Below are 22,456 nucleotides of genomic sequence, written 5' to 3' on the forward strand. Positions count from 1 at the left end.
GGTCCCGGTGACCGGCGCCGTCGTCGTCGGCGGTGGCATCAGCGGGCTGTCCGCCGCCCTCCGGCTGAGCGAGGCGGGTCTGGACGTGACCGTCCTCGAGGCCGGGCCGCGGTGGGGCGGCAAGCTCGCGCCCGTCCGGCTCGGCGAGCTCATGCTCGACGGCGGCGTGGAGTCGCTGCTGGCCCGCCGTCCCGAGGCCGTCGGGCTGGTCGAGGCCGTCGGGCTCGGTCAGCGACGGACCACCCCGACGTCGGCGTCGCCCCGGATCCTCGTGGAGGGCGGTCCGCGGCGACTTCCGCCGTCGCTGCAAGGCGTCCCGACCGACCCCGCGGCCCTGGCGCCGCTGCTCACCCCCGAGGCGGCCGCGTACGCGGCGGGGGAGACCGGGCGTGAGGCCCCACCGCTGGCTCACGACGTCACCATCGGGTCGTACGTCGACGAGCGCTTCGGACCCCAGGTGACCGACCGGCTGCTCGAGCCGCTGCTCGGCGGCGTGTACGCGGGACGTTCGCGGACGCTGTCCTTCGAGGCGGTCGCGCCGGCGTTGTTCGCGGCGGCCCGGACGGGAGGTTCCCTGGCCGGGCACGCCCGCGCCGCCCTGCGCCCGGGCGCCGGGCCGGTGTTCGCCGGGGTGGTCGGCGGGGTCAGCACGATCGTGGACGCGCTGGTCACCCGGCTGGTCGACCTCGGGGTGGAGCTGCGCACGGCCACGACCGTCACCGGCCTGCGGCGAGCCGGCGGTCAGCTCGTCCTGACGACCTCCGCCGGTGACGTCCGCGCCGACACCGTGGTCCTCGCGGCCCCGGCGGCGGCGGCGAGCCGGCTGCTGGCCGGGGCGGCCCCGGGGGCACCCGTGCTCGCGGAGCTCGCGGCGGTCCCGTACGCGTCGGTCGCCGTCGTCTCGATGCTCGTCCGCGGTCTCGTCCCGACCGACTCGGGCCTGCTCGTCCCGCCCGGCGAGCTGCCCAGCGTCAAGGCACTGACCTACTCCTCGGCGAAGTGGGCCTGGGTCGGTGACCGGACGCGGGAGGCGTACGGGGACGACGTCGCGGCCCTGCGGGCGAGCGTGGGGAGGGCGGGCGACGTCGGGGTGCTGCAGGTGGACGACGCGACGCTGGTGCGGCGGACGTTCGCCGAGACCGCGACGCTGTCCGGGTGGGAGCGGGCCACCCTGCTCGACGCGACCGTGACCCGCTGGGGTGGTGGGCTGCCGCAGTACGGGCTCGGCCACGTCCCGCTCGTCGACCGCCTCCGGCTCGAGGTCGCGGGCGTGCCCGGGGTGGCCGTCGCGGGCGCCTACCTCGACGGGGTCGGCGTGCCCGCGTGCCTGGCGAGCGCCGAAGCGGCGGTGGCCAAGGTGCTGGCAGACCTGACGGACCGGCCGGCGTCCTGACGGGTGGCAGGATTGGTCTCCGCCGTCCGGCGGGGAGCACGGCAGAAGAAGCAGGAGCAGCATGAAGGCGCGGGAGATCAACGACACCATCCGCTACACGATGTGGTCGGTGTTCCGGGCGACCCGACCGCTCGACGACGCGGCCGAGGAGGTCGCCGACGGCGCGCTGCGGTCCATCGAGCGCGGCACGCGCGACGCGGAGCACCACCACAACACCGACTTCGAGATCCGCGGCTGGTACGACGTCTCCGGCCTGCGGGCCGACGCCGACCTCATGGTCTGGTGGCATGCCGAGAGCTCGGACACCCTCCAGGACGCCTACCACGCGCTGCGCCGCTCCGACCTCGGCCGCGGCCTCGAGCCCGTGTGGTCCCAGGTCGCGCTGCACCGGCCCGCCGAGTTCAACAAGGGCCACGTGCCGGCGTTCATGTCGGGGGAGGACCCCAAGGGCTACCTCTGCGTCTACCCCTTCGTACGGTCGCTGGAGTGGTACCTGCTGCCGGAGGAGGACCGCCGCCGGATGCTCACCGAGCACGGCATGCTGGCCCGCCCGTACCCGGACGTCCGGGCGAACACGGTCAGCTCGTTCGCGCTCGGCGACTACGAGTGGATGCTGGCCTTCGAGGCCGACGAGCTGCACCGCATCGTCGACCTGATGCGCGCGCTCCGCTCCGCCGAGGCCCGTCGCCACACGCGCGAGGAGGTGCCGTTCTACACCGGACGGCGCCAGGAGCTGTCGCAGATCCTCGCCCGCTGGTAGTTCCGACGACAACGGGGTGGATCCGACCGCGTAGACGCGGTCAGATCCACCCCGTTGTCAGAAGAGGGTGAAGGCTCAGGCCTTCGCCGGCTCCAGCGTGAGGCTGATCGAGTTGATGCAGTAGCGCTGGCCGGTCGGGGTGCCGTAGCCGTCGGGGAAGACGTGCCCAAGGTGGGAGTCGCAGGTCGCGCAGCGCACCTCGACGCGCTTCATGAACATGCTGCTGTCCTCGATGTAGCGCACGCGCTCCTCGGCCAGGGGCGCGAAGAAGGACGGCCAGCCGCAGTGGCTGTCGAACTTGGTGTCGCTGCGGAACAGCTCGGTGCCGCACGCACGGCAGGCGTAGACGCCCTCGGTCTTGGTGTCGGTGTACTCGCCGGTGAAGGCCCGCTCGGTGCCCGCCTCGCGCAGCACGCGGTACTCGGCCCGGCTGAGCTGCGCGCGCCACTCGTCCTCGGACTTGACCACCTTGCCGACCTGGGCGGCGGGATTGGTCGACGTGCTGGTCTGGGTGTTGTCGAGATCGCTCACGATGTCTCCTTCTGGTTGTCCGAGGTGTCCAACGGTCTTCTCGTGGCCGCTGTTCCCCGGACGCCGGCACCGTCGGTGCCGCCTCCTATGCTGCGCCCATGGCTGCCACGCCCGCTGTCGAGCTCCAGGTCGGCGAGCGCGTCGTGCGCGTCACCAGCCCGGACAAGCTGTATTTCCCCGAGGTAGGGCTGACCAAGCTCGACGTCGTCGAGTACGTGCTGGGCGTGGGCGATGGCATCTTCGCCGCGCTGCGCGACCGGCCGGTGACCATGGAACGGTGGCCGGGCGGCTACCGCCCCGAGATCGAGCTGAGCACGCGTGGCGGGCCGCCGCCCAAGGGCGGGTACGACGCGTTCTACCAGAAGCGCGCGCCGAGCCGGGGCATGCCGGACTGGGTCGAGACCTGCACGGTCACGTTCCCGTCGGGGCGGACGGCCGACGAGGTCTGCGCGACCGAGCTCGCGACGATCGCCTGGATGGCCAACCTCGGCACCCTGCGCTACCACCCGTGGCCGGTGACCCGGGCCGCGCCCGACCTCGTCGACCAGCTGCGGATCGACCTCGACCCCCAGCCCGGCACGGACTTCGCCGACGCCGCGCGGGCGGCCCTGGTGCTGCGGGAGGTGCTGTCCGACGCCGGGCTGCACGGCTTCGCCAAGACCAGCGGGGGGCGCGGGGTGCACGTCTTCGTCCCGGTCGAGCCCTCGTACGGCTTCGTCGAGGCCCGGCACGCGGTGATCGCCCTCGGGCGCGAGCTGGCCCGGCGGATGCCCGACGAGGTCACGATCAGCTGGTGGAAGGAGGAGCGCGGCGAGCGGGTGTTCATCGACTTCAACCAGATGGCCCGCGACCGCACCATCGCCTCGGCCTACTCCATCCGGCCGACCACGGACGCCCGCGTCTCCGCGCCGCTGACGTGGGACGAGCTCACCGACGCCGCACCGGAGGACTTCACCGTCCGGTCGATGCCGGCCCGGTTCGCGGCCCTCGGGGACGTCTGGGCCCCGTTCTACGCCCAGCCGCCGGGCACCCTCGACGCCGCCCTCGAGCTGTACGACCGCGACGTCGCCGAGCTCGGCACGGGCAAGGCCGGCGGCGCCGAGATGCCGTACCCGCCCGACTACCCGAAGATGCCCGGCGAGCCCGCGCGGGTCCAGCCGAGCCGGATGACCGCCGCGACCCGGGAGAACGAGGGTCTGGCGTAGGGCATCCGCGGCAGGTCTGCCGCAAGACGTGTCCGACGGGGACGAGCATGGCGGGATGAGCACCGCCGTGACCTTCACCTTCGTGGGGCCCGCCGCCTTCGCCCGTCTGCTGGCCCTGCGGCTGACGGAGGAAGGACTGGCGCCCCGCTACGAGCCGCCGGCGGAGCTGAGGGACGACGCGGGTTCCCTCGCCATGGTCCAGGTCGCCTTCACGGTGGGCACGAACGCGTCCGCCGTCGGCGGGGTCGTCGAGGTCGTGCGGAACCTGGCGACGCGCTACCACGGCCGGTTCGAGATCGACGACGTGCAGGTGCAGCTCGGGGGTCCCTCCGGACGCCGGGTCCCCTGACGCTCCGGCGGGCCATCCTCACTACGCTGCCGCGCAGGCGACCCGGGAGACCGAGGGCCTCAGGCCCTGACCCGGGCCGCACCGAGAGAGAAGGACGTCACCCATGCTCAAGGGCATCCCCGCCGCGCTCACCCCCGACCTGCTCTGGGCGCTCTCGGCGATGGGTCACGGCGACACGCTCGCCGTGGTCGACGCGAACTACCCCGCGTACGCGCTGCACAGCCGGGTCCTCCCGCTGGCCGGCGTGGACATCACCGACGCGGTGGCGGCGATCGGGGCCGTCGTCCCCGTGGACACCGCGGTCGAGCCCGCCGTCTTCGCGATGGCGCCCGACGGCGAGCCCGGGGCCGCGATCGAGTCCCACGCCGCGGTGGCGGCGGTGCTGTCGGGCACCGAAGGTCGGGCGGTGACGATCGGCCCGGTCGAGCGGTCCGACTTCTACGAGCTCGCGAAGAAGGCCTTCGCCGTCGTGCTGACGGGGGAGACCCGCAGCTACGCGTGCTTCGTCATCACCAAGGGCGTCGTGCAGACGCCCGCGGTTCCGCGCTGACCCCGTCGCTCGTCGTCGGGACGGGGTGACGCCAGAGGGACGTGACTTCCTGAAGGGCATGGTCCGATCAGGAAGCAGTTGGATCTAAACGCAGTCCCTCAGCGTCGACAACGTGGTCAAGAAGACGTGCACGGGGACCCGCTCGAAAGCAAGAGAAGCAACCTAAGAGTTGTACGGAGCGGCTTGCTGAAGCTCGCTGAGACATTCTGGGAATGGACCCTTTGACAACGTGATCGGACACCTCTACCCCCACCTTTCGGTAAGCGTTCTTCAGACATGAAGAGGTCCCTCTTCCTGAGTCCGACCTTCATGTCTGAATTGACTGATTTCGGCCTGAACGCCCGGTTCGAGGCTGCCTACAGTTCGGGGGCCGGCACTGGACGGCCCCCGGTCGACGGGGGACGGCAGAGCCCTCGGGGGCACGAATCCGGTTGAGAGCCCGCCCCACGCGGCTCGTCATCGAGAGGCCCCCTCATGCGCTCAGCTCTGTTTGTGCTGCCCACTTCCTCCTGCGCCGCACGGATCGCGTGCACCGGTGCCGTCGCCGTCTTCGCGATGGTCGCCGGGTCGCTGGTCGCCACCCCGGCCGAGGCCGCCACCGTCGTCGGCCAGGGCACGTACGAGAACGACGACCCGGCCGTCACGCTCAACGGGTCGTGGAGCAGGGTCGCCTCCAACCAGGACTCGGGAGGCTCCACGAGCAGCCTGAGCGGCGCCGGCTACGCCGAGCTCTCCTTCAAGACCTCGGGCATCCGCTGGGTCACCCGCAAGAACAGCTACTCCGGGATGGCGGACGTCTACCTGGACGGGGTCAAGAAGGCGACCGTCGACCTCTACTCCTCGACGACGAAGACCCAGCAGGTGGCGTACGAGGTGACCGGCCTGCCCGAGTCGGCCCACACCATCCGGGTCGTCCGCACCGGGACCAAGAACGCCGGCTCGAGCAGCACGAACATCCAGCTGGACGCCTTCGTGGCCCCGGACGTCCACAAGCCGGCGGCACCGTCCGGTCTCCGGGCCGTCGTCTCCGGCACGGACGTGAACCTGTCCTGGACCGCCAACCCCGAGACCGACGTGAAGGGCTACCGGGTCTACCGGCGCGAGGGCTCGAGCACCACCCGCACCCAGATCGGCAGCACGACGACCGACGTCCGGACGCTGAAGGACCCGTCCCGGAGCCCCGGCGTCACCTACACCTACGACCTGGTCGCGGTGGACACCTCGGACCTCGTCTCGCCCTACTCCAGCGCGGCCTCGGTGACGATGCCGATCTCGGCCAAGGGCGCGGGCACGTACGAGGACGACGACGCGGCCCTCACGCTGAGCGGCGCTTGGTCGACCGTGAAGTCCGGCATGGACTCGGGCGGCTCGTACGCCAGCCTGAACGGCGCGGGCTACGCGGAGATCTCCTTCAAGACGAGCGGCATCCGCTGGATCTCGCGGCTCAACAGCTACTCCGGCATTGCGGACGTCTACCTCGACGGGGTCAAGAAGGCCTCGGTCGACCTCTACTCCTCGACCACCCGCTACCAGCAGGTCGCCTACGAGGCCAAGGGCCTGACCGAGACCGACCACACCCTGCGGGTCGTGCGCACCGGCACCAAGAACGCGAGCTCCAGCAGCACCTCGATCACGCTCGACGCCTTCGTCGCCCCCGACATCTACCCGCCGGCGGCCCCGGTCGGGCTGACCGCGACCCCGAAGACCGGCAGCGTCCAGCTCGGCTGGACCGCGAGCCCGGAGAGCGACGTCATCGGCTACCGGGTCTACCGGGGCGCGGCGACCGGTGCGCCGACCGCCGTGACGACGAAGCCCGTCACCGACACGGGCTGGACCGACGACGGCCTGCTGCCCGGCGCGACCTACCGCTACCAGGTCACCGCGCTCGACCAGGGCGGCAACGAGTCGCCCGTCTCGGCCGTCGTCACCGCGACGGTGCCCATGAAGGCCCTGCCGGCCGGCACCTACGAGGACGACGACACCGACGCCCTGACGCTGAAGGGCCCGTGGTCCCGCACGACGTCCACCGGCGCGAACACCGACAGCGGGGGCTCCTTCTCCAGCCTCGGCGACACCGGCTACGTCGAGATGTCCTTCGCCACCAGCGGCGTCCGCTGGCTGGCCCGCACGAACAGCTCCTCGGGCCAGGCCGACGTCTACCTCGACGGCGTCAAGCGGACCACGGTCGACCTGTACTCCTCGAGCACGAAGTTCGCCCAGAACGTCTTCGAGGTCGACGGGCTCCCCGAGACCGGCCACACCATCCGGATCGTCCGCACCGGCAACAAGAACGCCGCGTCGGTCGGTCGCAACATCACCCTCGACGCGCTGGTGGCCCCCGACGTCTACGCCCCGGCCGCCCCGAGCGCCCTCAAGGCGACCGGCACCCGGACCGGCGCCAAGCTGACCTGGACCCCGAGCGCCGCGGACGACGTCGCCTCGAACCGCATCTTCCGCCGCGCCGCCGGGTCGACCACCGACGTCCTCGTCGGCGAGGTCCCGGCCGGCACCACCTCGTTCGCCGACGTCGGCCTGGCCGACGGCGCCAGCTACACCTGGACCGTGGTCGCCCGCGACACCAGCGGCAACGACTCGACGCCGTCGCTCGGCGCGGCCTTCACCAACGCCGGCGACGTGTACGCGGCCTTCCCGCAGCGCTACGCCACCTGCCCGACCGCCACGGTGACCGTCTCCACCCGGGCTCAGCTCCTCAACGCAGTCTCCTCGGCGACCGCGGGCACCGTCATCCGGCTCACCCCGGGGAGCTACGGCGCGAACATCGACGTCTACACCGCCAAGGGGACGCCCGACAAGCCGATCTGGATCTGCGGGCCGCGGACCGCGGTCATCGACAACGCCGACATCACCAGGGGCTACGGCTTCCGCGTCAACGGCGCCAGCAACCTCGTCATCGCCGGCATGACCGTCCGCAACGTCCAGAAGGGCGTCGCCGTCCTCAACAGCAAGGCCGTCACGGTCGCCGACCTCCGCGTCGAGAACATCGGCGACGAGGCCATCCACCTCAAGAACCAGACCACCGACTCCACCGTCATCGGCAACTCGATCGCCACCACCGGGCTCAACTCGCCGAACTACGGCGAGGGCGTCTACATCGGGACCGCCCAGGGCAACTGGTGCCTCTACAACGGGTGCGAGCCCGACACCAGCGACCGCAACCTCGTGGCCTTCAACGACATCCGCGCCACCACGGCGGAGCCCATGGAGGCGAAGGCGGGGACGAGCGACGGCACGATGTGGAAGAACACCCTCGACGGCGCCGCGATCACCTCCTCCGACACCGACTCCCTGGTGCAGGTCATGGGCAACGGCTGGGTCATCGCCGGCAACACCGGGGCCCACACGCCCAACGACGCGATCCAGGTGTGGAACACCGACACGGACTACGGCCTGAACAACATCGTCTACGGCAACGCGGTCCCCGACGCTCTCCCGGGCTACGGCGTCCGGATGCCCTACAACGACGGGGGCAACGTCGTCGGCTGCGACAACGCCGCCTCCCGAGCCGCCCTGGGCATGAGCAACAAGACCTGCCAGAACTAGGGCGCGTGCCACCGGCGGGAGGGGTCCTTGGCCGGTGAACCAGCACGGAGAGCCGGCACCGACGCAGCGTGGCGTCGGTGCCGGCTTCTTGCTGTCCGCGGACGGTGTCCCGTGACCACGGTGAGGGCGTCGGAGCCCGACCTGCTCGGTCCCGCCGTCGGCGCGGCTGAGACGATCGTGCGATGACCACGCCCACCACGTCCCTCGCGCCGCTGCGGGTCGCCATGATCGGCAGCGCCTTCATGGGAGCCGCCCACTCGCACGCCTGGCGCAGCGCCCACCGCTTCTTCGACCTCCCCCGGCTGCCCGTGATGCAGGTCGTGGTGGGCCGCAACGAGGCGCGTACGCAGCAGGCCGCCGACCAGCTCGGCTGGGCCGAGGCCAGCACCGACTGGCGCGCGGTCGTCGAGCGCGAGGACGTGGACCTCGTCGACATCTGCACGCCGGGCGACACCCACCACGACATCGCCCTGGCCGCGCTGGCCGCGGGCAAGCACGTGCTCTGCGAGAAGCCGCTGGCCAACTCGGTCGCCGAGGCCGAGGAGATGACGGCCGCGGCGGACGCGGCCGTCGCCCGGGGCGTGTACGCGATGTGCGGCTTCACCTACCGCCGCGTCCCGGCGCTGTCGCTGGCCCGTGAGCTGGTCGCCGAGGGGCGCCTCGGCACCATCCGGCAGGTCCGGGCGCAGTACCTGCAGGACTGGCTGGCCGACGCCGACGTCCCGCTCACCTGGCGGATGGACAAGTCGCTGGCGGGGTCCGGCGCGCTCGGCGACACCGGCGCGCACGTGATCGACGCGACGCAGTGGATCACCGGCCAGTCGATCACCGGCGTGTCCGGGCTGCTCGAGACCTTCGTGACCAGCCGCCCGGTCGCCGGCCAGGCGTCGGGGCTCGGGGGCGTCGGCGACGCGACGGGGGAGCGCGGTCCGGTCACCGTCGACGACGCCGCCCTGTTCACCGCCCGCTTCGACGGCGGTGCGATCGGGTCCTTCGAGGCCACCCGGTTCGCGCTGGGCCGCAAGAACGCGATCCGCATCGAGATCAACGGGACCGACGGCTCGCTCGCCTTCGACTTCGAGGACATGAACGTCCTGAACTTCTACGACGGGACCCAGCCGTCCCGGCTGCAGGGCTTCACACGGATCTACGTCACCGAGCCCGACCACCCGTACGTCGGCGCCTGGTGGCCGCCGGGCCACGGGCTCGGCTACGAGCACGGCTTCACCCACCAGGTCGTCGACCTCGTGCGCGCGATCGGGGCCGGCGAGCAGCCGCAGCCCGGCTTCGCCGACGCCCTCGCGGTGCAGCGCGTGCTCGACGCCGTCGAGCGCAGCGCGGCCGACCGTTCCACCTGGACAGGAGTCTGATGACCGACCTCCCCACGACCTCGGGCGCAGCCACCGATCGACCGAAGCGGCGTGCCCTCGTCGTCCGCGGCGGGTGGGACGGGCACGTCCCGATCGAGGCCACGGACCGCTTCCTCCCGTTCCTCGAGGAGCAGGGCTTCGACGTGCGCGTCGAGGACAGCCCCGAGGTCTACACCGACGCCGCGGCGATGGCTGCGACCGACCTGGTCCTGCAGTGCTACACGATGGGCACGGCCAGCAACGAGGCCGTGGCCGGGCTCCGGGCCGCGATCGAGGCGGGCACGGGGTTCGCCGGCTGGCACGGCGGCATCGCCGACTCGTTCCGCAACACCAGCGACTACCTCCACCTGGTGGGCGGCTCGTTCGCCTGCCACCCGGCCCGCGACCCCGAGCACAAGATGGGCGACCAGACCGACAACTACGTGTCGTACGTCGTGAACGTGCTGCCCGAGCACGCCGACCACCCGGTCATGGCTGGGCTCGAGGACTTCGAGCTCTACACCGAGCAGTACTGGGTGATCTCGGACGACTACATCGACGTGCTGGCGACGACGACCCAGGCCGCCCGGCCCGGCGACCCGTGGCACCGTCCCGTCGTCTCGCCCGCCGTCTGGACCCGCAGCTGGGGCGAGGGCCGCGTGTTCGTCGCCACGCCGGGGCACAGCCTCGACGTCCTCGACCACCCGAGCGTGCGCACCCTGGTCGAGCGTGGGCTGCTCTGGGCGTCCCGGGGGTCGGACGCCCCGTACGCCTGAGGTGGGCGCGACCGCCGGATGGATTTGAGCGAGTTGAGCGCGGCCGACGACCTGCTGAGCCGCCTGCGGGCCTGGGCGGCTCCCACCGAGCAGCAGGGGCGCCTGCGCGAGGCGTACGAGCGCTTCCTCGACGGCGAGGGGGCGGCTGCCCTGCGTCGTGAGCGAGGGGCGGACCACGTCACCGCCAGCTGCTTCGTCTTCTCCGCCGACCTGGAGCGGACGGTCCTCTGCTACCACCGCAAGGGTCGCTTCTGGGTGCAGACGGGGGGACACGTGGAGCCCGACGACGCCTCGGTACCGGCGGCCGCGCTGCGCGAGGCCCGGGAGGAGGCGGGTCTGACGGGGCTGACGCTCGTGCCCGGTGTCCTGGACCTCGACCGCCACGCCCTGTCGGGCGCCTTCGGGGCGTGCCGGACCCACTGGGACGTCGGGTTCGCGGCCCTGACCGCGGGCAGCGACCTCCCGCGGGTGAGCGACGAGAGCGAGCAGGTGGGCTGGTTCCCGGTCGACGACCTGCCCGCGCCGCTCGCCTCCCGGGTCTCCGACCGGCTCCGGCACCTGCGCGACGCCGTACGGCAGGGCTGACGTCAGAGGCTGCGGAGGCTCGCGAGCGCCACGTCGACGCTGGGGGCCTCGTCGTTGGCGAGGACGACGACGTCGAGGTCCTGGTCGGGCAGGTAGGCCAGCAGGGACTGGTAGCCGGGGTTGTCGCCCGGGTGGATCCGCGCGGGGTGACCCCTCACGCGACCGAGGAACGTGCCGTAGCCGTACGCCTCGGTGACGACCGCACCCTCCGGCCCGGCCGAGCCGGTGACGGCGTACGGCGTCCACAGCTGCTCGGCGGTGTCGGAGCCGAGGAGGAGCCCCCTCCGGAGGGCCTGGTTCAGCGCGACGAGGTCGTCGACGGTCGTCCAGAGGTCGCCCGTCCCGGGGAGGCGCGTGAACCCCTCGTCCAGCGGCACGAGCTCCCCGCCACGGTGGCCGAGGGCGACGTCGTCGGTCGGCGGGACCTGGCCCGACGTGGTGGCGCGGAGCCCGGCGGGGGCGAGGACGAGCTCGGCGGCGACGGCGCCGTAGTCGGTGCCGGCGGCCGCCTCGACCACGAGGGCGGCGACCAGGAAGCCGGGTCCGCTGTAGCGCCAGTCGCGCCCGGGCGAGGACACCGGGGGAGACGCGGCGATCAGGGCGAGTAGCTCGTCGCGGGCGGGAGGGCTGGTCAGGAACGTGCCGGGCAGGCCCTCGACGTCACCCCAGTGACCCAGCCCGGACGTCTGACCGAGGAGCTGGCGCAGCGTGACGGCCTCCCAGGGCGGCGGCACGTCGCCGAGCCAGCGACGGATCGGCGCGTCCAGGGTCAGCGTGCCCAGCTCCACGAGGCGCAGGGCGACGACGGAGACGACGAGCTTGCTGATCGAGCCGGCCTGGAAGCGCAGCCGGGGCGAGCACGGCGGCCCGCCGGCCTGCGCGGCGAAGCCGGCCGACGTCTCCTCGAGCACGGTGCCCGACCGCACCACCTTGGCCGTCCCCGACCAGCGCGGGCTCACGGGCGCGTCGGTCGTCATGGTCCGACCGTACGGTGACGGCTCGCGCCGAGGCCCGCACAGGAGACGCACAGGCCGGACCGGGCGGACGGACATCCCCGTTCCCTACGGTGAACGCACCCAGACGCCGACCCGGGGGAGCAGACGTGCAGGACGACCGATCGCCGCAGACCTACGAGGGTCGGCCGTACGACCGGCCCGAGGAGGAGCTCACCGACCAGGGGCTGCGGTTCGACGTGGTGACGGTGCTGAGCCGGCGGAACCTGCTGCGCGCCCTCGGGCTCGGCGCGACGGCCGTGACCCTGGCGGCCTGCGGGGCGGACGCCACCACCTCGAGCACCCCGACGGGCTCGTCGGCGTCGACCTCGTCCGGCGAGATCCCCGACGAGACGGCCGGCCCCTACCCCGGCGACGGCTCGAACGGGCCCGACGTGCTCGAGCAGAGCGGGATCGTGCGGAGCGACATCCGGTCGAGCTTCGGGGAGGCGAACGGGACGGCCGAGGGCGTGCCGCTGACGATCGCCCTGACGGTCCGCGACCTCGCGAACGCCGGGGCCGCCTTCGCCGGCGCCGCGGTCTACGTGTGGCACTGCGACCGCGACGGTGGCTACTCGCTCTACTCCGACCAGATCACGGGCGAGAACTACCTGCGCGGGGTCCAGGTCGCCGGCGCCGACGGGACGGTGACGTTCACCAGCATCTTCCCGGCCTGCTACACGGGCCGTTGGCCTCACATCCACTTCGAGGTCTACCCCGACCAGGCCAGCATCGTCGACAGCACGAAGGCGATCTCCACCTCCCAGGTCGCGCTGCCGAAGGAGGCCTGCGACGCCGTGTACGCCACCGACGGCTACGCGACGTCGGTGTCGACCCTGGCCCAGGTCAGCCTGGCCGACGACAACGTCTTCGGCGACGACGACGGGGCGAGCCAGCTCGGCACCGTGACGGGCGACGTGGAGGCCGGCTACCGCGTCGCGCTCGACGTCGGGGTCGACACCCGGACCGCTCCCGCCGCCGGGCAGGCGCCCGGCGGGCGGGGCGGCGGCCGGCCTCCGGGGGCACCACCGTCCCGGTAGCGCAGCGTCTGGAGAAGAGCGTCAGCCCTCGAGCAGCTCACGCAGCCGTTCGAGGTCGGCCCGCACCAGGCCGGCGTCGCGCTCGAGCTCCTCGTCGGTCATGGCCAGCTGCCGCACGCTGAACACCACCTCGGTGCCGTCGGGGTGGGGGACGGCGCGCAGGGGGTTGTAGGTGGTCGTCCCGTCGGGCGTGGTCACCGCGTGGTCGAGGACCCCGTACGCGTTGCGCTCGGCGAAGACGACCCGCACCTCGCCCATGGGCCCGGCCACGACCAGGGCGTCGCCCTCCCGGGTCACCTCGCTCGAGGCCAGGCCCGCGGCCCAGCGGGCCAGGTTGTCCGGCTCGGCGGCGAAGGCGTACACCTCGTCCGGCGGTCGGTGGACGACGACGCTGACGTGACGGCTCTCCATCCACCCGATGCTAGGGAACGGCGACGACAGCTCCGGACGACCCCGGCAGCAGGCTCGGGGTCTTCCGCAGGACCAGCGCCAGCACGCCGACGACGACGACCAGCCCGGCGGCGAGCAGCACCACGCGCGGCCAGCCGGCGCTGCTCCAGGCGTGGCCGCCGAGGGCGCCGAAGACCGACGACCCGACGTAGTAGGTGCTGAGGTAGAGGGAGGCCGCCTGCCCGGTCGCGAGCCCGGCCGCGTGCGCGCGGGCGGGGACCCACCCGCTCGCCACGCCGTGGATGGTGAAGAAGCCGGTGATGACCAGCGCGAGCCCGACGACGAGCAGGGGCAGCGACGCCGGCAGGGTCAGGAGCACGCCGAGCAGGGCGACGGCGCACCCGAGCGGCAGCACGGCCCGCCGCCCGTAGCGGTCGGCCAGGCGCCCGGACACCGCCGAGCTGACCGAGCCGAGCGGGTAGACGCAGAAGAGCAGGCTGGCGGCGGCCAGGCCGAGGTGGAACGGGTCGAGCGCGAGCCGGAACCCGACGGTGTTGAACACGACGGTCAGCACCCCGATCGAGCAGCCGCCGATCAGGAACAGCGCCAGCAGACCGCGGTCGGTCACGGCGAGCCGGGTGGTCTGCCAGACGGAGCGCCAGCCGGCCGCCCGGGGGACGAACTGCTCGGACCTCGGCAGCAGGACGCGGACCACGACCGCGCACACGAGCCCCAGGGCGGCGGCCGCCGCGAGGGCCCAGCGCCAGCCGGCCGCCTCGGCCACCGCGCCGGTCAGCAACCGCCCGGTCATGCCCCCGAGCGCCGTACCGCCGACGTAGAGGCCGACCGCCCTGGCGTGGCTCGCGGGGTGCAGCTCCTCGCGCAGGTACGCCGTCGCCACCGCCGGGAGGCCGGCGAGCGCGACGCCCTCGAGGGTCCGCAGCGCGAGCAGGGCGGGCCAGCTCGGTGCCAGGGCGCAGGCGACGCCGACGAGCGCGGAGAGGGCGAGCGAGGCGTGGATGAGCGGCGTACGCCCGTAGCGGTCGGACAGCGGCCCGGCCACGAGCAGCGCGACGGCGAGCCCGAGCGTGGTGGCCGACAACGACCAGGCGCTCGCACCCGCGCCTACCCCGAACTGCTCGGCCAGCGCCGGGAGCACGGCCTGCGTGCTGTAGAGGAGGGTGAAGGTCGCGACGCCGGCCGCGAACAGCGCCACCACGATGCGTCGGTAGCCGGACGTGCCCGGCCGGTGGCCCACGAGCTCGGCCGCGATCTGCGTGCTCACGTGGCACCAATCTGCCCGGAGCGGGGTGATGCGTCCAATGCACGAACGGGCGGAGCTTCATACGCGAACCGCATGACGTCGCGTTACGGTCAGGCCGTGCAGATCCGCGACCTCGGCTGGCTCGTCACCGTCGCCGACCACCAGCACGTCTCCTCGGCCGCGGACGCGCTCGGGACCTCGCAACCCACCCTGTCGCGGGCCTTGGCCCGGTGCGAGGCCGAGCTCGGCGCGCGGCTCTTCGAGCGCGTGCCCGACGGCGTCCGGCTCACCCCGGCGGGCGCGCTCGTGGTCGACGCGGCCCGCGACCTGACCTCACGCTGGACCCAGCTGACGGGCTCGCTGGCCCGGGTGCTGGACAGCGGGACGGGGCTCGTGCGGCTCGCGTTCCTCGACTCCATGGCGACCTCCCTGGTGCCGTCGCTGCTGCGCGCGTTCCACGCGCACGCACCCCAGGTCCGCGTCCAGCTGCGGCAGGAGCCGGGCCACGAGATCGCCCGCGACTTCGGGCTCGGCGCCGTCGACCTGGCGGTCACCTCGGCCGCGCCCGAGGGCCCGTACGGCTGGCACGTCCTGCAGCAGGAACGGCTCGTGCTCGTCGTGCCCGGCACGCACGCGTGGCGCGGTCGGACGGAGGTGGCGCTGGCCGAGCTGGGGTCGGAGGAGCTGATCACCACCCCGGCGGGGTTCGGGCACCGCCAGCTCGTCGACGGCCTGCTGCGCCAGGCGGGCGTGGCGCCGTCGATCTCGTTCGAGAGCCAGGACCTCGCCACGATCGAGGGGCTGGTCGCGGCCGGCCTCGGCGTCGCCGTCGTGCCGGAGGCGTTCGCGGGGCACTCGGGCACGGTCGGCCTGCGGCTCACCGCCGCCGGCGCACGGCGGACCATCGGGCTGACCTGGCGCACCGACCGCGAGCTGACGCCGCCGGCGCAACGGTTCCTCGACTTCGTCGTCAGCGGACGAGCGGGCCCGGCTCCCGGCTGAGGGCCAGCAGGGTGTCGCGCATCCGGGCGACCTCGGCCGGGTCGAGCCGGCCCTCGAAGAGCGTGGCGAGCGCGACGCCGTCCGCGGCGCGGGTCAGCACCGCCGTGCGCTCCGGGTCGAGACCGTCCTCGGCGAAGGCGTCGCGCCAGCGCTGCGAGTGCTGCTGAGCGTCGGCCACGACCTCCGGGAACGTGTTGAGCGCGGCCATCACGGTGGCCTCCTCGCGGAACGCGGCCCCGTCGGCGAGGTCGTGCAGCGTCGCCCGCACGTACGCGCGCACCAGTCGGCCCGGTTCGTGGTCGTCGGGGTCCAGGTGGGCGTCCACGAGGACCGCCCAGCGTTCGGCGACATGCTCCGACAGCGCCAGCATCAGCGCCTCCCGGTTGGGGAAGTGGTGCAGCAGCCCGCCCTTGGAGACGCCCGCCTCCGCGGCGACGACGTCGAGGCTGGCCCGCGGGCCGTGCTCCACCAGGGCGCGCGACGCGGCCTCGAGCAGGGCGAGCCGGGTCCGGGCGGGGTCGCGGACACGGCGGGGCTCGGACGGCACGAGACGAGACTACCGGGACGTGGTGATTAACCGACCGTCTGGACGGTAGGCTAGTTCCATGAGCAGCAGCCTTCTCGACCGTCGTCCCTCGGGCCGCTCCGGCGCCGGTGCCGACGTGCCGTCCGCGCGGCGTCGCTGGGCGGCCCTCGCCGTCCTCGTCCTGGCCGTGGTGCTGCTGTCGGTCGACGCCACCGTGCTCGCCCTCGCCGTCCCGGCGCTGAGCGCGGCCCTGAGCCCGTCGGCGGAGCAGCTGCTGTGGATCGGGGACGTCTACTCGTTCGCGCTGGCCGGCCTGCTGGTGACCATGGGCGGCGTCGCCGACCGGATCGGACGACGCCGGCTGCTGGTCATCGGCGCCACGGCTTTCGGCGTCGCCTCGGTGCTCGCGGCGTTCGCCCCCTCCACGGGGTGGCTCATCGCGGCCCGTGCGCTGCTCGGCGTGGCCGGCGCGACGCTGATGCCCTCGACGCTCTCGATCATCCGGAACCTCTTCGACGGGCGCCAGCGCACCACCGCCATCTCGATCTGGTCGGCCGCGGCCGCCGGCGGTGCCGCCCTCGGGCCGCTCGTGGGCGGGGCGCTGCTCGAGCACTTCTGGTGGGGCTCGGTCTTCTTGATCAACGTCCCGATCATCGTGATCATCGTCGTCGGGGCCCTGCTCCTGGTTCCCGAGTCGCGCGACCCGCGACCGGGTGCGTTCGACCTGGTCAGCGCCGGGCTGTCGTTGGCCGGCGTCGTGCCGCTCGTGTACGCGGTCAAGCAGGTCGCGGGCCACGGCCCGTCGGTCCACGCCCTCGTGGCGGCCGTCGTCGGGGTGGTCGCGCTGGTGACCTTCGTCCGGCGGCAGCGTCGCCTCGCCGCCCCGCTGATCGACGTCTCGCTCTTCGCGCGGCCCGCGTTCTCCGGCTCGATCCTGTCCAACCTGGTCTCGGTCTTCGCCTTCAGCGGCCTGCTCTTCTTCTTCTCGCAGTACCTCCAGCTCGTCCGCGGCTACTCCCCGCTCCAGGCGGGGCTGCGCGAGCTCCCCATCACGGTGGCGTCGATCGCGGTCATCGCCGTCGCCGGGCGCAGCGCGCGCCGTCTCGGCTACGGCCGGGTGATCGGCGGCGGGCTGTTCCTGGCGTCGGCCGGCATGCTCGGCCTGGCCGCGGCGGAGAGCGCCCCGAGCTACGGGTGGGTGGCCGCCGCCCTCGTCCTGGTCGGCCTCGGCGTCGGGTTCTCGTTCACCCTGAGCACGGACGCCGTGCTGTCTTCCGTCCCGCGCGAGCGGGCCGGGTCGGCCTCGGCCGTCTCGGAGACCGCGTACGAGCTCGGCACCGCCCTCGGCATCGCCATCCTCGGCAGCCTGCTGAGCGTGCTCTACCGCCGGGGGCTCCCCGATGCGGCACCGGCGGTGCGCGAGTCCCTGGCCAGCGCGTCGGGGACGGGTGACGCTCTGCAGCTGGCCGACGCGGTCACGTCGTTCGTGCACGCCATGCAGGTGACCTCGGTCGTGGCCGCCGCCTTGCTCGCCGTCGCCGGCGTGATCGCCTGGCGCGTGATCCCGTCGGGCCGACCGACCGCGGGATCGCCGGGCACCGCGCTCTGACATCGTGAGGCCGTGCACCAGATCCTGGCCGGGGCGTTCCTGGCCGGGGCGGGGGTCGTCGCGGGGGTGATCGGCACGGCCGGCGGCATCACGTCGCTCGTCGCCTACCCGGCGCTGCTCGCGGTGGGGATCCCGCCGCTCGCCGCCAACGTCACCAGCTCCGTCGCCCTGCTGGGCAGCGGGGCCAGCTCGGCGCTGCGAGCCGGTCCCGACGTCACGGGCCGCACGCGCACCCATCGGCGCTGGATCCCCTTGACCGTCCTGCTCTCGCTGGCGGGTGCGCTGCTCCTGGTCGTCACCCCGGCCGGCCTCTTCGACCGGCTGGTGCCGTTCCTGGTGCTGACCGGGGCGGTGCTGCTGCTCCTGCAGCCGCGGATCTCCGCCTGGCAGCGCAAGCGCGACCGCGGGCTCCACCCGGTGGTAGTCGGCGCCGCGGGTGCGGCCGTCGCGCTCTACAACGGCTACTTCGGCGCCGGGTCCGGCATCTTGATGATCACGCTCCTGCTGCTGACGACGGAGTCGGTCGTGCACCGCGCGAACGGGCTCAAGAACGTGATCCTGCTGGCCGCCGACGTCCTGCCCGCCGTCGTCTTCGCCGCGGTCGGCACCGTGGTCTGGCGGGCCGCGCTCCCGCTCGCCGCGGGCGCCGTCGCCGGGGGACTGGTCGGTCCGTCCGTGGCCCGCCGGCTGCCGGAGGCGCTCCTGCGCGTGCTCATCGGGTGCTGCGGTGTGGCGCTCGCGGCGTACCTGTTCCTCCGGGCCTGAGCGGGTCCCGGCCGAGTGTCCGTGCTCAGGTGCCGTCGACGGGCAGGCGGTAGACGGACACGTGCGAGCCGGAGGTCGCGGTGAAGGGGGAGCCGTCCCAGTCCGCCCAGCGGTGCTCGAGCGCGAAGCCGGCCAGCTGCGCCATCAGGTCGAGCTCGGCGGGCCAGACGTAGCGGTGCCGGCTGCGGAACAGCTCCGCCTCGGTGCCCTCGCCGAAGCGGAAGTGGTGCGACACCACGTGCTGGAGCAGGACGTCGTAGGTGTCGAGGCCGATGCGTCCGGGCTCGACGCTGAAGATCGCGGCCGTCCGGTCCGGCGGCAGCCGCTGCAGGTCCGGCACCCACAGCTCGACGACGAAGCGCCCTCCCGGAGCGAGGTGGGCGGCCGCGTTCCGGAAGCAGGCGACCTGCTCGGACTGCTCGAGCAGGTTGGAGATGGTGTTGAAGACGAGGTAGACCAGCGCGAACTCGCCCGGCACCCGCGCGTGCGCCATGTCGCCCACGACCACGGGGACGTGCTCCGCGTCGGCCTTGGTCCGCAACCGGGCGAGCATCGGCTCCGACAGCTCGATGCCGCTGACCCGGATCCCGCGAGCGGCCAGCGGGACCCCGACCCGGCCCGTGCCGATCGCCAGCTCCAGCGCAGCGCCGCCCTCGGCCAGCTCGACGAGCCGGTCCAGCGTCGGCCCGAGCACCGCGGCCGAGCCCATGGCCCCGAGCTCGGCGTCGTACGCCTGCGCCGTCCGTTCGTCCCAGACGTCCGCGTGCTCCACGCCCCGCACCCTGCCAGCGTCCGGCCCGCGTGGCACGGGGTTTTACGGGCGGGTCACCTCACTCGAGGCGGCCGACCGGCTTCTCGGGGAGGGTGCGGTAGCTCGTGAAGAGGGCGTCGTCGTCGGCGTGGAGGACGTACGCGAGCGCGAGGTCGACCGGCTCCTCGAGGCCGTCCCCGTGCGTGGTCCGCGAGCCTGGTCCGCCGACGACCTGCGGGGCGTGCGTGAGGAGCAGCTCGTCGACCAGCCCGAGGGCGAGCAGGTCGCGGTGCAGCGCCGGGCCGCCCTCGCAGAGCAGGCGGGGCTGGCCCCGGCCGGCGAGGTCGTCGAGCACGGCGCGCAGGTCGACCGCGTCGGCCCCCAGCTGGAGGACCTCGATCCCGGCTGCGCGGAGCGGGTCGAGCCGGGCGGCGGGGGCCGAGGTCGTGGTCGCGACGACCACCGGTCCGCCCGTCCCGTGGGCCGGCGTGGCGATCTGCGGGTCGAGGTCGGCGCTGGCCGTGACGACGACCAGGGTCGGGTAGGGCGCCAGCCCCTCGGCGGCGCGGACGTCGCGCTGCCAGTCGGCCAGGTCGACCGCCCGGTAGCCCTCGGACCGCGCCGTCCCGCCGGCGACGACGACGGCGTCGCAGAGCGCCCGGTGCAGGGCGAAGTGGTGCTGGTCGCTCTCCGGGCTGATGCTGCCCGACGCCGCGTCCGCCCCGGTGATCGAGCCGTCGACGGTGGCGACGAAGTTCGTCCGCAGCCAGGCGTCCGAGGGGGGCACGGGAAAGCGCAGCAGCTCGACCAGCTCGGCCGGGGTCAGCTCGCCGGCCGGGGTGCCGCGGCGGTCGAAGAGGAGGTGCACGCCCGCATCCTGGCACGGTCCCCGGCGCCACCCCGGCCCCTGCGGTCCCGCGTCCACGCGGCATGATCACGACGTGGCGAAGCACAACGACAGGTCCGACCCCGTGGCCGAGCAGCGACCGCTGGCGGAGCTCCTCCGCCTGCCGGCGGGCCCGGTCGACCTCTCGACGATCGCCACGGACTCCACCGTCGGCTTCCCGGGCCGGGGGAAGGACGACGTCGGCACCGTCGGTGCCGCCCTCGTGCCCGAGCTCGAGGACCTCCAGGAGCGGCTCTTCGCCAACGGTCGGGCGACGCCGGAGACGGCGCCGCGCGTGCTGCTCGTCCTGCAGGGGATGGACACCTCCGGCAAGGGCGGCGTGATCAAGCACGCGATCGGCATGGTCGACCCGCAGGGCGTCGACATCACCTCGTTCAAGTCACCGACGAAGACCGAGCTGGCGCACCCCTTCCTCTGGCGCATCGAGCGCGCGCTGCCGGCGCCGGGGATGGTCGGCATCTTCGACCGCTCGCACTACGAGGACGTGCTGATCGTCCGGGTGCACGACCTGGTGCCCGAGGCGGTGTGGAGCGCCCGCTACGCCGAGATCAACGCGTGGGAGGAGGCGCTCGTCGCCGGCGGCACGACCGTCGTCAAGTGCTTCCTGCACGTCTCCCACGACAAGCAGAAGGAACGTCTCCTCGAGCGGCTCGACGACCCCACGAAGTACTGGAAGTACAACCCCGGCGACGTCGAGGAGCGGCAGCACTGGCCCGCGTACACGGAGGCGTACGAGGCCGCGCTCGAGCAGTGCAGCACGCAGCACGCGCCCTGGTTCGTCGTGCCGGCCGACCGCAAGTGGTACCGGAACTGGGCCGTCGCCCAGCTGCTCGTCGAGCACCTGCGTGGGCTGGACCTCGCCTGGCCGGCGGCGGACTTCGACGTCTCGACCGAGCAGGCCCGGGTCGCCGCGTCCTGAGCGGGCGTGTCGAGGGTTAGCCCCGGCTCGGCTGGGTAGGGAACTAGAGAGCACCACACACGACACACAAGGAGCACTTCCGTATGGCTGAGCGCGACACCTTCATCCGTTCCCTGCACGACCTCGGCATGGCCGCCTGGTTCGGCGGATCCCTCATGGGTGCCGTCGGCGTCAACGGTGCGGCCGGTGCGGCGAAGGACCCGTCCGAGCGGCTGCGGCTCTCGAGCATCGGCTGGGCCAAGTGGGCCCCCGTGCAGATCCTCGCCGTCGGCGTGCACGCCGTCGGTGGCATCGGCCTCATGGTCTCCAACCGCAAGCGCCTCGGCAAGCAGCCCGGCGCCGGGTCGGCCACCGCGGTCAAGCTCGTCCTGACCGGTGTCGCCGCGGGCGTCACCGGCTACTCGGGCTACCTCGGCACCAAGATCGCCAAGCACGCGGACGAGGGCGCCGCCGGCGCGACCGAGCCGAGCGCGTCGAGCAGCCGCGAGCTGGCCAGCGCGCAGCAGCAGCTCAAGGTCTGCCAGTGGGCCATCCCCGCGCTGACCAGCACCCTGATCGTGCTCGGCGCGGTCGAGGGCGAGCAGCAGCGTGGCGTGTCCGGGCTCCTCGACCTGGGGGCCGACGAGGCGCTCCACGGCGTGAAGCAGGCCATCCGCAAGGTCCTCTGACCGTGGAGATCTTCGAGCGGATCACCTACGCCCGCGATCAGGCCCTCGAGGCCGAGCGCACGGAGCGTCGTCGGCTGGCCGACGCCGACACCGCCGAGCTGCAGCAGGCGGCCTCGGTCCGGCTGGCCACGCGCCAGGCGGTCCGCGAGGCTCTCGACGACGTCCTGGGCGAGGCCTCCGACCCGGAGGCCGAGCTCGACGGCCCCGCCGCCGGGGCGCAGTCCTAGGACCTCGCACCACCAGCGCTGACGCAACACCAGCACCAGCACCACCGTTCGACCAAGAAACGCTGACTCCCGGCAGAACCTGATCAAGATCAGGTGGCGGGAGTCAGCGTTTTTTGTCGCCTGGGCCCGGGTGGGCCACCTCGGTTCGCGTCTTCAGACCAGTGCGGGCGGGCGACGTACGGAAGGCCCGTACGGTTCGCCGATGCCGCCCATGGTCTGAAGACGCAGGCGACCGGGAGTCACGAGCACCACCACAAACAGAAAACGCTGACCGCCGTCATCCCCCTTCAAGCTCGGGTGACGGGAGTCAGCGTTCTCCGCTGCGGGAGCCCGGGTG

General features: G+C 73.2%; 23 protein-coding genes. 16 read left to right on the forward strand and 7 right to left on the reverse strand.

Annotated elements, in window-relative coordinates; translation table 11 throughout:
• The first annotated feature begins 7 nt into the window (after positions 1–7).
• The gene (gene hemG, locus FHX39_RS08175) at positions 8–1,393 is read left to right on the forward strand and encodes a protoporphyrinogen oxidase (RefSeq protein WP_183337597.1); all 1,386 of its coding nucleotides are present in this window, start codon (positions 8–10) and stop codon (positions 1,391–1,393) included.
• A gap of 61 nt (positions 1,394–1,454) precedes the next feature.
• Complete coding sequence (hemQ, locus tag FHX39_RS08180; protein ID WP_183337598.1) at positions 1,455–2,153, forward strand: hydrogen peroxide-dependent heme synthase; 699 nt, start codon at positions 1,455–1,457, stop codon at positions 2,151–2,153.
• A gap of 75 nt (positions 2,154–2,228) precedes the next feature.
• On the opposite strand, the gene msrB is transcribed toward hemQ, so the two are convergent.
• On the reverse strand, positions 2,229–2,621 hold the full coding sequence (msrB, locus tag FHX39_RS08185) for a peptide-methionine (R)-S-oxide reductase MsrB (RefSeq protein WP_332836940.1): 393 nt from the start codon (positions 2,619–2,621) through the stop codon (positions 2,229–2,231).
• 161 nt (positions 2,622–2,782) lie between these two features.
• Here msrB and FHX39_RS08190 point away from each other — a divergent pair, with 161 nt between their 5' ends.
• From FHX39_RS08190 to FHX39_RS08220, 7 genes are all read left to right on the forward strand, one after another.
• Positions 2,783–3,889, forward strand: coding sequence for a DNA polymerase domain-containing protein (locus tag FHX39_RS08190; RefSeq protein WP_183337600.1), 1,107 nt, complete (start codon positions 2,783–2,785; stop codon positions 3,887–3,889).
• Positions 3,890–3,944: 55 nt separating this feature from the next.
• Complete coding sequence (locus tag FHX39_RS08195) at positions 3,945–4,238, forward strand: hypothetical protein (protein ID WP_183337601.1); 294 nt, start codon at positions 3,945–3,947, stop codon at positions 4,236–4,238.
• Positions 4,239–4,341: 103 nt separating this feature from the next.
• The gene (locus tag FHX39_RS08200; protein ID WP_183337602.1) at positions 4,342–4,788 is read left to right on the forward strand and encodes an RbsD/FucU family protein; all 447 of its coding nucleotides are present in this window, start codon (positions 4,342–4,344) and stop codon (positions 4,786–4,788) included.
• Positions 4,789–5,280: 492 nt separating this feature from the next.
• A complete protein-coding gene (locus FHX39_RS08205) occupies positions 5,281–8,349 on the forward strand; it encodes a fibronectin type III domain-containing protein (protein ID WP_183337603.1) in 3,069 nt (1,022 codons plus the stop codon).
• A 182-nt stretch (positions 8,350–8,531) separates the two neighbouring features.
• Positions 8,532–9,719: a Gfo/Idh/MocA family protein gene (locus FHX39_RS08210; protein ID WP_183337604.1), complete on the forward strand. Its 1,188-nt coding sequence runs from the start codon at positions 8,532–8,534 to the stop codon at positions 9,717–9,719.
• Positions 9,719–10,474, forward strand: a complete 756-nt coding sequence (locus FHX39_RS08215) for a ThuA domain-containing protein (RefSeq protein ID WP_183337605.1) — start codon at positions 9,719–9,721, stop codon at positions 10,472–10,474. The genes FHX39_RS08210 and FHX39_RS08215 overlap by 1 nt, the downstream gene beginning before the upstream one ends.
• An 18-nt stretch (positions 10,475–10,492) precedes the next feature.
• On the forward strand, positions 10,493–11,059 hold the full coding sequence (locus FHX39_RS08220) for an NUDIX hydrolase (protein WP_183337606.1): 567 nt from the start codon (positions 10,493–10,495) through the stop codon (positions 11,057–11,059).
• Positions 11,060–11,061: 2 nt separating this feature from the next.
• Here the strand turns inward: FHX39_RS08220 and FHX39_RS08225 are convergent, their stop codons facing one another.
• The gene (locus FHX39_RS08225; protein WP_183337607.1) at positions 11,062–12,036 is read right to left on the reverse strand and encodes a serine hydrolase domain-containing protein; all 975 of its coding nucleotides are present in this window, start codon (positions 12,034–12,036) and stop codon (positions 11,062–11,064) included.
• Between the two features lie 125 nt (positions 12,037–12,161).
• Between FHX39_RS08225 and FHX39_RS08230 the strand changes: the two genes are divergently transcribed.
• Entirely contained in the window at positions 12,162–13,091 is a 930-nt protein-coding gene (locus FHX39_RS08230; RefSeq protein WP_183337608.1) for a dioxygenase family protein, read from the forward strand.
• 21 nt (positions 13,092–13,112) lie between these two features.
• Here FHX39_RS08230 and FHX39_RS08235 read toward each other — a convergent pair whose 3' ends face one another.
• Both FHX39_RS08235 and FHX39_RS08240 read right to left on the reverse strand, forming a co-directional pair.
• A complete protein-coding gene (locus FHX39_RS08235) occupies positions 13,113–13,502 on the reverse strand; it encodes an SRPBCC family protein (protein WP_183337609.1) in 390 nt (129 codons plus the stop codon).
• Positions 13,503–13,512: 10 nt separating this feature from the next.
• The gene (locus FHX39_RS08240; protein WP_332836733.1) at positions 13,513–14,766 is read right to left on the reverse strand and encodes an MFS transporter; all 1,254 of its coding nucleotides are present in this window, start codon (positions 14,764–14,766) and stop codon (positions 13,513–13,515) included.
• A gap of 72 nt (positions 14,767–14,838) precedes the next feature.
• Between FHX39_RS08240 and FHX39_RS08245 the strand changes: the two genes are divergently transcribed.
• Positions 14,839–15,747: a LysR family transcriptional regulator gene (locus FHX39_RS08245; RefSeq protein WP_198423300.1), complete on the forward strand. Its 909-nt coding sequence runs from the start codon at positions 14,839–14,841 to the stop codon at positions 15,745–15,747.
• On the opposite strand, the gene FHX39_RS08250 is transcribed toward FHX39_RS08245, so the two are convergent.
• The gene (locus FHX39_RS08250; protein ID WP_183337610.1) at positions 15,716–16,294 is read right to left on the reverse strand and encodes a TetR/AcrR family transcriptional regulator; all 579 of its coding nucleotides are present in this window, start codon (positions 16,292–16,294) and stop codon (positions 15,716–15,718) included. The two genes, FHX39_RS08245 and FHX39_RS08250, sit on opposite strands and share 32 nt — an antisense overlap.
• Before the next feature lie 58 nt (positions 16,295–16,352).
• On the opposite strand from FHX39_RS08250, the gene FHX39_RS08255 reads away from it, so the two are divergent.
• Positions 16,353–17,882 carry an MFS transporter gene (locus FHX39_RS08255; RefSeq protein WP_183337611.1) on the forward strand — a complete coding sequence of 510 codons (1,530 nt, stop codon included), beginning with the start codon at positions 16,353–16,355 and terminating at the stop codon, positions 17,880–17,882.
• A 12-nt stretch (positions 17,883–17,894) separates the two neighbouring features.
• A complete protein-coding gene (locus tag FHX39_RS08260; protein ID WP_183337612.1) occupies positions 17,895–18,647 on the forward strand; it encodes a sulfite exporter TauE/SafE family protein in 753 nt (250 codons plus the stop codon).
• Positions 18,648–18,672: 25 nt separating this feature from the next.
• Here the strand turns inward: FHX39_RS08260 and FHX39_RS08265 are convergent, their stop codons facing one another.
• Together FHX39_RS08265 and FHX39_RS08270 are read right to left on the reverse strand one after the other, a co-directional pair.
• Positions 18,673–19,419: a class I SAM-dependent DNA methyltransferase gene (locus FHX39_RS08265; RefSeq protein ID WP_332836734.1), complete on the reverse strand. Its 747-nt coding sequence runs from the start codon at positions 19,417–19,419 to the stop codon at positions 18,673–18,675.
• Between the two features lie 58 nt (positions 19,420–19,477).
• Complete coding sequence (locus FHX39_RS08270; protein WP_332836735.1) at positions 19,478–20,266, reverse strand: dihydrofolate reductase family protein; 789 nt, start codon at positions 20,264–20,266, stop codon at positions 19,478–19,480.
• A 103-nt stretch (positions 20,267–20,369) separates the two neighbouring features.
• Here FHX39_RS08270 and FHX39_RS08275 point away from each other — a divergent pair, with 103 nt between their 5' ends.
• The 3 genes from FHX39_RS08275 (at position 20,370) to FHX39_RS08285 (ending at position 22,119) form a co-directional block, all read left to right on the forward strand.
• Complete coding sequence (locus FHX39_RS08275) at positions 20,370–21,224, forward strand: PPK2 family polyphosphate kinase (protein ID WP_332836941.1); 855 nt, start codon at positions 20,370–20,372, stop codon at positions 21,222–21,224.
• A gap of 83 nt (positions 21,225–21,307) precedes the next feature.
• Entirely contained in the window at positions 21,308–21,892 is a 585-nt protein-coding gene (locus tag FHX39_RS08280) for a hypothetical protein (protein ID WP_183337615.1), read from the forward strand.
• A gap of 2 nt (positions 21,893–21,894) precedes the next feature.
• Positions 21,895–22,119: a hypothetical protein gene (locus FHX39_RS08285; protein WP_232530600.1), complete on the forward strand. Its 225-nt coding sequence runs from the start codon at positions 21,895–21,897 to the stop codon at positions 22,117–22,119.
• Positions 22,120–22,456: the final 337 nt, after the last annotated feature.

Source organism: Microlunatus antarcticus, assembly GCF_014193425.1.
Taxonomy (GTDB): domain Bacteria; phylum Actinomycetota; class Actinomycetes; order Propionibacteriales; family Propionibacteriaceae; genus Microlunatus; species Microlunatus antarcticus.

What these genes read in the sequence shown, in the direction of transcription:
- FHX39_RS08200 (WP_183337602.1), top strand. Translation starts at nt 4,342, where the DNA reads ATGCTCAAGGGCATCCCCGCCGCGCTCACCCCCGACCTGCTCTGGGCG.
- FHX39_RS08245 (WP_198423300.1), top strand. Translation starts at nt 14,839, where the DNA reads ATGACGTCGCGTTACGGTCAGGCCGTGCAGATCCGCGACCTCGGCTGG.
- FHX39_RS08195 (WP_183337601.1), top strand. Translation starts at nt 3,945, where the DNA reads ATGAGCACCGCCGTGACCTTCACCTTCGTGGGGCCCGCCGCCTTCGCC.
- FHX39_RS08215 (WP_183337605.1), top strand. Translation starts at nt 9,719, where the DNA reads ATGACCGACCTCCCCACGACCTCGGGCGCAGCCACCGATCGACCGAAG.
- FHX39_RS08190 (WP_183337600.1), top strand. Translation starts at nt 2,783, where the DNA reads ATGGCTGCCACGCCCGCTGTCGAGCTCCAGGTCGGCGAGCGCGTCGTG.
- FHX39_RS08280 (WP_183337615.1), top strand. Translation starts at nt 21,308, where the DNA reads ATGGCTGAGCGCGACACCTTCATCCGTTCCCTGCACGACCTCGGCATG.
- FHX39_RS08225 (WP_183337607.1), bottom strand. Translation starts at nt 12,036, where the DNA reads ATGACGACCGACGCGCCCGTGAGCCCGCGCTGGTCGGGGACGGCCAAG.
- FHX39_RS08210 (WP_183337604.1), top strand. Translation starts at nt 8,532, where the DNA reads ATGACCACGCCCACCACGTCCCTCGCGCCGCTGCGGGTCGCCATGATC.
- hemQ (WP_183337598.1), top strand. Translation starts at nt 1,455, where the DNA reads ATGAAGGCGCGGGAGATCAACGACACCATCCGCTACACGATGTGGTCG.
- FHX39_RS08235 (WP_183337609.1), bottom strand. Translation starts at nt 13,502, where the DNA reads ATGGAGAGCCGTCACGTCAGCGTCGTCGTCCACCGACCGCCGGACGAG.
- FHX39_RS08255 (WP_183337611.1), top strand. Translation starts at nt 16,353, where the DNA reads ATGAGCAGCAGCCTTCTCGACCGTCGTCCCTCGGGCCGCTCCGGCGCC.
- FHX39_RS08220 (WP_183337606.1), top strand. Translation starts at nt 10,493, where the DNA reads ATGGATTTGAGCGAGTTGAGCGCGGCCGACGACCTGCTGAGCCGCCTG.